We start from the raw sequence: 12,088 nt of genomic DNA on the forward strand, positions 1-12,088 counted from the left end.
TAGACCCAGCCACCAACTTAGACCAAGCTATCACCGCCTACAACGAAGCAGCCACGATTCGCCGCCGTCCAGGACTGGAAAAAGACCTTGCCGATACCCTAAATAACGCTGGTTTTGCCTACCAAGCTCAATCTCGCTTGCCCAGTAATAGTCCCTCCCAGAAAGAAACCGCCCTCAACCATGCCTATCGCAGCTTTGCCGAAGCCTTAGAACAGGTGGAATCTCTGCGCGGTGAAATTACCACCGAGGGTTATAAACGCAACTTTAATGAAGAATGGAATAGTATCTATGGGGGCATGGTGAAAGTGTGCCTAGAACTGGGCAACCACACTACCGCCATTGAATATGTAGATCGCAGCAAAGCCCGCAACCTAACAGAACTCATCGCCACCCATGAGGCATACCCAGGCGGAGAAATCCCCACAGAAGTCCGCCAACGCTTGCAAGAACTCCGCCAAGCTATTTCTGAAGAAGACCGCCGCCTCACACAAGACCCCAATCCCGACTATAGCCACATCACCCAACTGCGGGAAGAGTTCCAGGCAAAATATCCCTATAAACCTTTGAACTTCGGGGATATTCAGTCTTTACTGGACAGGGAAACCGCTATTTTGGAATGGTATATTCTGGGCGATAAATTCCTTACTTTTACCCTCACTAAGGAAACCCTCAACCTTTGGCAGTCTTCTGAGAAAGACCTCAAAAACCTCATCGACTGGACAAACGCCTATATCAACGACTACCGCAGCCGAGACAACAGCCAATGGCGCAATACCCTCCCCCAACGCCTAGAACAACTCGCTCAAATCCTCCACCTGGATGAAATCCTGCACAACCTGCGGGAAAAATTCCCCAACTGTAAAAAACTCATCCTCATCCCTCACCGCTTCCTGCACCTGTTCCCTCTCCACGCTTTACCTATTCATCACACCCACAACCAGGGCGCAAGCATTGCGCCCCTACATGACCCCGTAGGGGCGCAATGCTTGCGCCCAATCCCCCTACAGGAATTATTTCCCAAAGGTGTCGCCTATGCGCCTAACTGTCAGGTGTTGCAACAAGCGCAAAAACGTATCAACCAACGTCCCGATTTTAACCAACTCTTTGCTATCCAAAACCCGACCCAAGACTTGGACTTTACCGATATCGAAGTGGCAGCGATTCAATCCCTATTCAATCCGCACCATATCCTCCAATATGAGGCAGCGGAAAAAGCAGCGATTCTCGATGGGGATAACTTGAAAAATGCTCACTGCACTCACTTCTCCTGTCACGGCTATTTCAATTTTGAAGATGCCCTGAAATCTGCCCTCCTGTTAGCTAAGAGCACCTTCACACCCCCGCCACCGAATGAGGACCAAAGCCGCTATATTCCCCTACAAAATGGCAATCTCCTCGACTTGGGCAAGTGCCTCACAATAGAGGATATCTTGCGTCTTGACTTGAGCAATTGTCGTCTCGTCACCCTTTCTGCCTGCGAAACTGGGATTACTGACTTTAACTCCACCAGTGATGAATATATCGGGTTACCCAGTGGGTTTATTTTGGCCGGTGCTCCGAATGTCGTCTGTTCTCTGTGGGCGGTGAATGACCTCTCTACCGCTTTGCTGATGATTCGATTTTACCAAAATGTCAAAAGTGGTGAAACGGTTCCCCTGGCTTTGAAACAGGCTCAAATCTGGCTGCGGGATGTGACCGTGGAGGGGTTGCAGGTGTGGTCAAGTCAGCTAATGTTACGTTCAACTTATCGAGGGCAGTTCCGTCGGCGTTTTAGTAAGATGGAGGGAACGGCTAAACCGTTTGCTTCGCCTTATTATTGGGCGGGGTTCTGTGCGATCGGTGCGTAGGAGCAAAACCATGTTACAAGAAGACGAAACGATCCAAGACTTTATCAAGTTGGTAGAGACGCAAAAGCCTTTATTTGCGGACTGCCAAGAGGAACTGCAACAACTGCTGGGGAATTTGCCCTCGGATAAGGAGGGAATGTCCGATGCGATCGCCGATTGGTGTGAGGCTCATCCATCGGTCCAGAATGCTCTGGATGCGCTGTCTGAACAAAAGGAGGGCGATCGGGTCCCGGGACATACCGGCATCGCACCCCCGCCACCAGACCCCAAATTCTACCAACAAATGCTGGAAAATGCCATCCGGCGCAACCAATCGCCGTCCAACAAACCATGACTGAGGATTCTCTGGCGCAACAGGTGGAGAATCCTAAACTCACGTTATATGCTTTCCACCTGTGCCACGATATGACATTAGGTGAAGGGGAACGGGTGGAAGATTGCGATCGCCTGTGGCAGACTTTTGAGGAATTGGGGCAAGAGTTGGCGATCGCACCCCTCGCCACTTGCCGCCAATGGTTCAACCTCCCGGAAAATGGGGGAACGGTTCCGTTTCGAGAACTGCTTTCTCAGGAAATCGATCGCTGCTTGCGCTTCCCGATTCCCCAATCCCGCCGCAACGGTGAACTTTACGCCCTCCAACTGCATGACACCTACGCCGCTGACCTCACTTTTCGCTATTCGGGTAGCGTCTCTGTTGACCAACTCAGTCACCTCAATCCCCAGGGAAAACTGCTTCCCGATCGCATTCAAGCTTCCCTCGGACAAACCTTAGTTTTGTTTGCCAAACCCCTCATCAATGGCGATACTTCCCACCCCGAAACCCTGCAAAAATTCGCCGATCGCTGCTTAAAAGCATTGCTGGCAGAAGCAGACTCCCACTGGCAAAATCTATCCTATATCGCCCAGGGCAAACTACTCGGTAGCCCAATTTTTGAATATGACAACTTCGCCGAAGATCCGGCGCAATCCTGCCACATTCTCATCTGGTTAAACTGCCATCCCGACACCACTCCACTCGAAGCCTCCGCCACCTATTATGAACCCCTCATCAATCTGCTCTGCTCCCGCAGCAAAATCCGCTTTAGCTATCACCAAGCCCGCCAGCGTTACCGAGACGCCCGCAAGATTTATCAACAGCTAGAAACGGTGATGCAGGGGTTACAAACCTTGCCAGCAGATACAGCAGAGCGATTAACCTTTCTGAAGGGTTCCATCTCAAAAACTACCCCCAAAGCGTTTACTTATGCCAGCTACATCCGCGATATTGAAGACCAACGCACGGCAATTATTACCAACTTTAGGAATTATATCACAGCGCTCAATCATTTGAACCAACTAGAAGGAGAAAATGAGTTAAAACTTTTCCAAGACTTCAGCGATCGGCGTTCCCAATTTCTCGGACAAATCCGCACCGACCTCAACTATTTAATGCCGGGAAAAACTTTATTCGGAGACTGTATTGCCACCATGCGCGGCATTGTGGAAGTGGAACAAGCTGAGATAAACAACAAACTTCAGGAAACGGAACAAGACCTGCAAGACCACATTCAGGCGATCGGGGTTGGCATTGCTGCAGGGGCGATCGTTGCTTCTAGTTTCGGGCTAGTCACTCAACCGTGGTATTTTCCCAATCGTGAAAAAATAGAGCTACCTTTTCTCTCACCTCACCCCTTGATAATGGCATTAATTTTCAGTGGGTTATGTTCTGTAGGTTCTTGGTTAATCGCTCGAAAAGTGATTGAGAAAAAGCGGGGGAAATGAGGCTCGGAAATTGTAGGGAAACACTCGGCTTCCCAGTTGGGTAGCAACACCTGCTATCCTCATCGGAGGATCGCCGCCGTTCCTCTCGAACGAGGGGCGATCGCCCGCTCTCTTTTCAACCCTACAGACTTCAATGGATTTCTCCTGTCCGATTCCGATCGCCCAATATCCCAAAATCTTACTCGCTCACGGGGGCGGCGGTAAGTTAATGCACCAGCTCATCGAACAGATGTTCGCCCCCACCTTTGACTCGCTAGGAACCCAACACGATTCGATCGTGCTGACGCCGCCGCCGGGGGCGATCGCCCTCACCACCGACTCCTACGTGATTAACCCCTTATTCTTCCCCGGCGGCGATATCGGTTCCCTCGCCGTCCACGGAACGGTCAACGATTTAGCCATGAGTGGGGCCCGTCCCCTGTATCTCACCGTCGGCTTTATTCTCGAAGAAGGCTTACCGATGGAAACCCTCTGGCGGGTCGTCCGATCCATGCGCCAAGCTGCCGATCGCTGCGGCGTGAAAATTGTGACCGGAGATACAAAAGTCGTCGATCGCGGCAAAGGCGACGGCATTTTTATCAACACCGCCGGAGTCGGCGTCGTCGAACATTCTCAGGAGATCGCCCCTCCCTCGGTCCGTCCCGGCGACGTCCTCATCGTCAACGGCGATCTCGGTCGTCACGGGATCGCGATTATGGCGGTTCGCGAAGGTTTGGAATTTGAAACCGAGATCGAAAGCGATTCAGCCCCCGTGGTCCGGGAGGTCTCCGCCTTACTCGACGCCGGAATCGAAATTCACTGTTTGCGCGATCTCACTCGCGGCGGTCTGGCGAGTGCCCTCAACGAAATTGCCTCGGCGGCGGCAGTGGACATCGCGATCGACGAGCGATCGATCCCGATCCGTGAAGACGTGCAAGCGGCGTGCGAACTCCTCGGTTTCGATCCCCTCTATGTCGCTAATGAAGGGCGTTTCGTGGCGTTCGTCCCGGAAGAATTTGCACAAAAGACGCTCGATATTTTGCAACGGAACGACCCGCGATCGCGAGCGATCGGTCGCGTTACGGAGATAGGAAAAGGCTTGGTGACGATGCAGAGTAAAATCGGTGCGAGTCGCATCGTCGATGTACTGAGTGGGGAACAATTACCCCGTATTTGCTAAAGAAGAGGAGGGGACGATCCCGAACGTGAGATTTTATCGGTCGAGGGATGTCCCCCATTCGATCTAAGAACCCGAGAAAGAGGCGGGGTAAATGGGAACCGTCAGCGATCCCCATTGTGTTCGCTCACTGCTCGGAGGGCAGTTGCACGAGGTTTACCCTACTTGCGATCGCCGATCGGTTCGCGACGCGAGGAGCGTTTTTTCTTGGGAGCCTCGAACGATTTACGAGGACGGGGAGTGCGGCGATCGCCATTGCGCCGGGGCTTGCTGCTGTACACCGGAATCGGTTCTTCTGGCGCTTCGCTTTCGGCCCAGTTCGGACGGATGCGGTCGTAAGCCAATTGCAAGGCGGCGGCGGCGATCGCGTGGGGATCGTACTCTTCGCTCAATTGGGCGACAATCGGCAAGAAAGACGCCAAGCGTTCTCCGGCGAGCACCTCATGCACCTGGGTTTGCAGTTTCTCCAGATGGCGCGCCTCAATTTGCGATCGCGTCGGAATCGAACGAATATCGAACCGTTGTCCCACCCGATCCTCGATTTGACGCAGTTTGCGGCGATCGTAAGGCAGAATCAGCGAAATCGCCGTTCCTTCCCGTCCGGCCCGGCCCGTGCGACCGATGCGGTGGACGTAACTTTCGACACTATCGGGCAAATCGTAGTTAATCACGTGAGTCAAATGATCCACGTCGAGACCCCGTGCGGCGATGTCCGTCGCCACGATCCAACGTACCTGTTGTTGGCGGAACCGATGTAACAGGCGCTCCCGTTGGGACTGGTTCAAATCGCCGTGATATTCGTCGGCACTGTGACCCGCCGCTTGTAGTTGGCTGGTCAGTTCGGCGGCGGCCCGGCGGGTACGCACGAAGACGATCGCCGATTCCGGATCTTCCAACTCTAAAATCGGCTGCAAGGCGCGCGATTTCGACCAGCCGCGCGGCACCATGTAAACCGCCTGTTCGATCCGCTTCGGCGTGGTTTTCATTTCGATCGCCACGGTGACCGGATCGTTCATGAATTTGCGGATCAGCGCTTTGATCGAGGCGTCCATCGTCGCCGAGAAAAATGCCGTCTGATGCTCTTGCGGTGCCGCTTTGAGGATTTTTTCGACATCTTGGATGAAGCCCATGCTCAACATCTCGTCGGCTTCGTCGAGAACCATCCATTTGAGGGTGTCGAGTTTGAGGCTGTTGCGTCCGAGTAAATCCAACACTCGTCCGGGGGTTCCCACCACGATCTGCACGCCACGTTCTAACCGTTGCATTTGGCGTTCGATCGAGGCGCCGCCGTAAACCGAGAGAATCCGCACGCGGCGATCGTCGTTCAATTCGGAAATCGCGTTCGAGACCTGAATCGCCAACTCGCGCGTCGGCGTCAACACCAGGGCCTGTACGGTTTTATCGCTCGAATCGAGCTGCTCTAAAATCGGTAGCGAAAAGGCGGCGGTTTTACCCGTCCCCGTTTGGGCTTGTCCCACCACATCCTGACCGGATAGTAGGTGAGGGATTGCTTGCTCTTGAATAGCCGTCGGCTCGGTGAAGCCGTTGTTTGCTAGATGCTCTACACGGGCATCGGAAAGACCAAGACTTTGAAACGAAAGAGTCATTTAATCTCCTAAAAACGTCTTTGGCGCTGCATTCGGCAGCGAATTGAGTAGTGATTGCAGTTCGCCCCCTGACTGGCTCGATCGCGAGCGAATCGATTGGGTCGCGGGCATCCCGATCGGTGGCCGCATTCCTTGAGGGTCACTCAAGTCCCGCGACACGACGAGGGTCAACACGAGGCGCAAATCTTGGCGCCGTCGGGTTCGAGCTTCGGCAAGTGTGCAATGCGATCCCTTCCTACGTGGGTCAAGTTCCCATCAAACCAAAACACCCGTATCGCCACACACTTGAACGGAGAAGGCCAGCTTGCCTTAAGAAACAACCACGGATTCTCTCTGAAGCGCGTCGGCTGCACGGGCAACCCGACCGCTCAGATCGTAGATATCGGCATTCTCAATCAGTACGGGAATCATCGATCCCAGTCGAGCTTTGCCTCGCACGTAGACTAAACCATCTACATCCGGGGAAAATCGAGCCGAGCGGCCAATGTACTGACCTGTTGCTGGATTTTCCTGTTCGATGAGAACGTCTACAACTTTCCCGACTTGAGTTCGATTTCTCTTTAAAGCAATGGGCTGCTGCATCTGCATCAAGGCATCCCGGCGGGCTTCCATGACCTCTGGCGAAATTTGATTGGGCAGGTCATACGCAGGCGTTCCTTCCTCTGGGGAAAAGGTAAACACGCCGACATGATCGAACTCATGACGCTGCACAAACTGAAGCAGATGGTCGAACTGTTCGTCCGTTTCGCCGGGGAATCCAACAATAAAGGTGGTTCGCAGGACTGCTTCGGGCAGCGCTTCTTTCAGCCGCTCTATAATACTATCATTTACCCCCGCTTGCCAAGGACGATTCATCGATCGCAGCATTTGGGGATGGGAGTGTTGCAGGGGCAAATCCAGATAAGGCAACACGTTCGGCGTTTCGCGAATGGCTTCGATAACCGGTGGCGTCAACCCGGTCGGATAAGCGTAGTGCATCCGAATCCAGGGAATATCTACTTTTCCTAACGCCCGCAGCAATTCGGCGAGTTTCGGTTCGCCGTAAATATCGGTGCCGTAGTTGGTGGTAATTTGAGAAATTAAGATAATCTCTTTCACCCCTTGAGCGGCGAGTTGCCGTGCTTCGGCAACGATCGATTCGATCGAGCGCGATCGCTGGTTGCCGCGCAAGTGGGGAATAATGCAAAAGGCACAACGATAATTGCACCCTTCGGCAATCCGCAGGTAGGCGACTCCTTCGCTCGTCGTGCGATACCGGGGCGTGGTTTCGTCGGCAATGTAGGTCGGCTCGGCGGAAACCTCTTTAACTCGTTCCCCAGTTTCGGCCCGTTCGATCACTTGGACGATTTTGTGATAGTCTCCGGTTCCGACCAGGGCGACGGCTTCGGGCAGTTCTTCCAAGAGTTGCTCTTGGAAGTGCTGCGCCATGCAGCCTGTAATCACGATTTTTTTCTGTTCTTCTGCCAGTCCGACCAAGGTGCGTACGGATTCTTCGCGTGCCGCTTGGATGAAACTACAGGTATTGACAATTACATAATCGGCGAGTTCTTCATTTGTATCGACGTTATAGCCCGCTTCTACCAATAAGCCGAGCATATGCTCGGTGTCGATGCGATTTTTTTCGCAGCCTAGATGAGAAATAGCAATGGTTGGCTTGTTGCCCATGCAGTTTGCTTTGTTTAGCGTCAGATTCGTTTCGGCTTTTGCTCTCGGGGAGCGACGATCGATCCTGAAATCGTTAACTTTTCTAAATTTAGATCTAAATTAGAGTATATCCCAATTCCCGATCGCCGCGACAAGTTCCTCAAAATTTAGGTCGATTTGCGCCGATCGCCAACTCTGCGGCGATCTCCCCGACGAAATCCGTTAAAATTGAGGGGGTTTGCGCTTTTGATTTTCCAGGATACCCTCAAATCAGCACCGGGATCTCTTTTGTAGGCATCCCCCCTTGGGTGCGAACGCTTGCCATAGCGATGGTTTGAGGTATTGCGTATAGATATAAGGATGGCGGCATTATGTCTGATTTGAATCGTGGAATTATGAAATTTAAGGGTGCCGACAGTCCGGTGGCGGTGGCCCTGTCGTCGATCGCGATCTTGGGAGGGATTGCCTTCTTGATCTGGTGGGCTTTGCAATCCGCCTATACCTTGAATTAGGCAGCGCGATCGAATCTACAGCTCTCGGCGGCTTCCCGGTAGCGATCGCTTCGACGGGTAAACGCCGGGAGCCCCGTCCGTTCCAGCGAGCGAACAACTGAAATCACCGCACCCTCCGTGCGGTTTTTTTGTATCCGTACCCGTTGACCCTCAAGGGAAGGAGATCCGACCCCCTCCCTCTCCCTTCGCCCGCCTTTCGCCCCCGGTGCGCCCTCGCCACTTGAGGGGGCGATCGCGTTATGATTTGCAAGCATAGTCCCTTTCAGCTCCAAACCCAATCGGGTTCTGGGGCGATCGCGTTCCTTATAGCCCTACCCCAATCGTGATTGCTTCATCATTTGACTCTCCTCTGATTGCTGCAGCTCAACCTGCTCCACTTTTGGGCAATGTGTGGCTCGATGTAGGAGTTTTGATTTTTCTGCTCGTCCTCTCGGGATTTTTCTCCGGTTCGGAAACCGCAATTACCTCCCTCGACAACCTCAAACTGCGATCGCTCATTCAGGAACAAGGGGATCCGACACGCATCTTTACCCTAGTTTTACACAAACGCACCCGTTTTATTACTACCCTGCTCGTCGGCAACAACCTCGTCAACAACTTCTCTGCCATCTTGACGAGTAATTTATTTGCCCTGTGGTTGGGAAACACCGGACTGGGAATCGCCACCGCTTTAATCACCTTCCTGTTGCTGATTTTCGGCGAAATTACCCCGAAATCTCTGGCGATTAACAATTCGATGTCTTATTTCAAGATATCGGTGCGTCCGATTTACTGGTTTTCCCAGTTCTTGGCATTTTTCGGGATCGTCCAACTACTCGAAAATATCGCCCAAACCGTGATTCGCTGGGTGCAATCCGAGCGCGTGCAGCAGGGAGAATCGGTCAAAGACCTGCAGTTGATGATCGAAATCCTCGGCGGGAAAGGACATTTAGACCTTTACAAACACCAATTACTCAATAAAGCGCTGATGCTCGACAGTCTCAGCGCCCGAGAAGTCGTCAAACCGCGCATCGAGATGCGGACGATCTCTCACGAGGCGAGTTTGCAGGATTTGGTGGATTTATGCTTGGAAACGGGGTATTCTCGGATTCCGGTTCAGGAAGAATCCAAAGATCGCATTGTCGGCGTGGTTCACTTGAAACGGGCCATCGGTCAGTTGACCGCGTTGCAGAAAGAGGGAACGGCGAACGGTCCGGTGACGATGGCGATGGATCCCCCGGTGTACGTCCCGGAAACGAAACGGATTGCGGATTTACTCAAGGAAATGTTGCAGCAGCGTTTGCATTTGGCGATCGTCGTCGATGAGTACGGTGGGACCGTCGGCTTGCTGACCTTGGAAGATATTTTAGAAGAATTGGTCGGCGAAATTTATGACGAGAGCGATTTTCCCATGCGAATGCAGCGAAACCGCCAGGGCGATCGCTCCCATCCCAACCGTCCGCCCAAACGCGGATCTCGCGGTTGATGGAGCCATTTTTTGCAGATTTTTAAATTGGCTGAAATACTCTTTGGGCAAGGGATATGGGCGATCGGGGGTGGGCGATCGCCCGACATTTTTAAAAAAAAATTGCAAAAACATTTGACATCTGAGGCCGTTGTGCTAGGATTAGTAATCGTGCAAGGAAAACGCGGGTCGGTGCCCGAGTGGTTAATGGGGGCGGACTGTAAATCCGCTGGCTACGCCTACGCTGGTTCGAATCCAGCCCGGCCCATTTCCTTGCCGAGTCCGGCAAGACCGCGAAACTGGGAGGCTTGCTTCTTAAGTCGCGATCGCCCGTGTAGCTCAGTGGTAGAGCACACCCTTGGTAAGGGTGAGGTCACGAGTTCAATCCTCGTCACGGGCTTTTAGAACAAATTAGAACAATAGAGTAACGTTTTCTGGCATCGATAGCTCGACGATCTATTATCGTCTATCGACGCCAGTTATTGTTTCAATTCCCCCTCTCATTCCCGTAGAAACACCAAATCCAGCAAACGCTCTCGTACTGGACCCACTTCGAGAATCGGGTTCAAATTTTATCCCTGACGAAAGCCTATACCTCCAAAAATTTCTCGATCCCATCGAGGTTTGCAGGCGTGACCCGCCAAAATTTGGTCAAGCCAATCAAAAAGGGGGTCCGATCCATTTTATTCGTGGATTGGTCTGGATTGAGATCTAATATATGCTGCTCGCAAAGCTGCTAGAGGTATGACATCCGTTTACCGACAAATTGGCAAAGGAGGTGAGCAATTATTTAGACAAATCGTCATAGATACTGCCAAATATCAAGATTCACGCTACGCCACATAGTCTGATGTTACTAAAATTAAGAATACTAAAGACAAAACACTATTCTTAGATGCACGTTTAAAACTTAATGTTATTCACAATTTAGACAGAAGAGAACGAATCAATCAGTGGATAATTAGCTATAGCAACTTCTGGAGGGTTCCTGCTCCAGCAAAAGAGGCAGTGTTTGAAGTTCGGCAAGGATATATAGCAATCTTAAATAGGTCGTGAAAATCAGGAGTTCGAGAGACAGGGCAATGCCCTGTCTCTCAAGGGTTTGACTCGTTTTTAATTAGATCGGAACTTGAAGTAATCTAGGATATTTACATACAAAATCTAAAATTCTCATCCTATGACACCTCAATAAGTGTCACACTCAAGCGATCTTTGTTTCCAGATTTCGCAAAATTGAAATTAACAAATTCCTACTCTCAAAATAGAAAAGAGGCGATATGGAATATCGAGGAAATCCCGTAAATTTTGGTATTTTTACGGTTGTTTTATTCGTTTTAATCTTGCTCGTATTTGCGATTTTGCAATGGTTGCACGTTCCCGTCGGGAGTTTTCTAGATTGGGCGATCGCGGGAGCCAGTTTTTGGTGGTTGTTGGTGGTCACTACGGTTCCGTGGAATATTCATTTTGCGGCGAAACAGGTTCTCGATGAAGGGGAACAATCCCAAGAAAAAGGGATTGCGGTGGAGACCAAACAACTGCGTTACGTGCAGAAAATTGCCCGCCGCAGTCTGCAAATCGCGATCGCCTTGCACGTGTTATCAGCCCTCGGTTTTTATTTCCTCGCCGCTACGGGAATCGGCGCGATCGGTTATTTGAGTTCGGGAGCGGCTTTATTGTTAACGGGATTGCGTCCGGCGGTACGCGCTTATCAATATTTAGCCACCCGTTTATTTAATATCGGTCGCGAGTTTAAATACCCCCGGGAGGACATTGTAGAATTGCGCGATCGCGTCGCCTTGTTAGAAACGGCGACGGAAGACCTCGAAAACTTACTCGATGGCGAACAACCCAATTCGCTGACGGCGAACCAACACCGCGCACTCGAAGCGTTGCGCCACGATTTATCCCGGTTGGCGAGTGCTCACGAGGATTTGCGCGCCACGAATCAGGCGGATCACGATCGCCTCTCCCGGGAAGCGCGCAATGCGATCGCCCAATTGAGCGCCGATAGCGAATTCCTCGATCGCGTTCGCGAAATTATCCGTTTTTTCAAAAATGCCTGAATTTGTGCCTGAATTGCCCGATTTCCACCTGTTGCAGCCCTAAATTGGCACGGG

At 51.9% G+C, this 12,088-nt stretch carries 8 protein-coding genes and 2 tRNA genes; 8 read left to right on the forward strand and 2 right to left on the reverse strand.

All coding sequences use genetic code 11. From position 1 onward, the window contains the following. From JJD41_RS03810 to hypE, 4 genes are all read left to right on the forward strand, one after another. Positions 1-1,847: CHAT domain-containing protein (locus JJD41_RS03810; RefSeq protein WP_370583717.1), on the forward strand; the 1,847-nt coding region annotated here is incomplete at its 5' end. Between the two features lie 10 nt (positions 1,848-1,857). Beyond that, complete coding sequence (locus JJD41_RS03815; protein ID WP_200664787.1) at positions 1,858-2,181, forward strand: hypothetical protein; 324 nt, start codon at positions 1,858-1,860, stop codon at positions 2,179-2,181. Then, positions 2,178-3,608 carry a hypothetical protein gene (locus JJD41_RS03820; protein ID WP_200664788.1) on the forward strand — a complete coding sequence of 477 codons (1,431 nt, stop codon included), beginning with the start codon at positions 2,178-2,180 and terminating at the stop codon, positions 3,606-3,608. Before JJD41_RS03815 ends, JJD41_RS03820 begins: the two co-directional genes overlap by 4 nt. Before the next feature lie 133 nt (positions 3,609-3,741). After that, the gene (gene hypE, locus JJD41_RS03825) at positions 3,742-4,767 is read left to right on the forward strand and encodes a hydrogenase expression/formation protein HypE (protein ID WP_200664789.1); all 1,026 of its coding nucleotides are present in this window, start codon (positions 3,742-3,744) and stop codon (positions 4,765-4,767) included. A 158-nt stretch (positions 4,768-4,925) separates the two neighbouring features. Here hypE and JJD41_RS03830 read toward each other — a convergent pair whose 3' ends face one another. After that, positions 4,926-6,371 (reverse strand): DEAD/DEAH box helicase, encoded by a 1,446-nt coding sequence (locus tag JJD41_RS03830; RefSeq protein WP_200664790.1) that lies wholly within the window; start codon positions 6,369-6,371, stop codon positions 4,926-4,928. A 309-nt stretch (positions 6,372-6,680) separates the two neighbouring features. Beyond that, positions 6,681-8,036, reverse strand: a complete 1,356-nt coding sequence (gene rimO, locus JJD41_RS03835; RefSeq protein WP_200664791.1) for a 30S ribosomal protein S12 methylthiotransferase RimO — start codon at positions 8,034-8,036, stop codon at positions 6,681-6,683. A gap of 813 nt (positions 8,037-8,849) precedes the next feature. Between rimO and JJD41_RS03845 the strand changes: the two genes are divergently transcribed. The 4 genes from JJD41_RS03845 to JJD41_RS03860 all read left to right on the forward strand — a co-directional run bounded on the left by JJD41_RS03845 (position 8,850) and on the right by JJD41_RS03860 (position 12,034). Next, the gene (locus JJD41_RS03845) at positions 8,850-9,992 is read left to right on the forward strand and encodes a hemolysin family protein (protein WP_200664792.1); all 1,143 of its coding nucleotides are present in this window, start codon (positions 8,850-8,852) and stop codon (positions 9,990-9,992) included. A 165-nt stretch (positions 9,993-10,157) separates the two neighbouring features. Then, a tRNA-Tyr gene (locus JJD41_RS03850) sits at positions 10,158-10,239 on the forward strand. Between the two features lie 60 nt (positions 10,240-10,299). Next, positions 10,300-10,371: transfer RNA gene (locus JJD41_RS03855), tRNA-Thr, on the forward strand. 877 nt (positions 10,372-11,248) lie between these two features. Continuing rightward, positions 11,249-12,034, forward strand: coding sequence for a hypothetical protein (locus JJD41_RS03860; protein WP_200664793.1), 786 nt, complete (start codon positions 11,249-11,251; stop codon positions 12,032-12,034). Positions 12,035-12,088: the final 54 nt, after the last annotated feature.

The sequence above is a fragment of the Oxynema mangrovii CENA135 genome (assembly GCF_016632315.1).
Lineage (GTDB): Bacteria > Cyanobacteriota > Cyanobacteriia > Cyanobacteriales > Laspinemataceae > Oxynema > Oxynema aestuarii.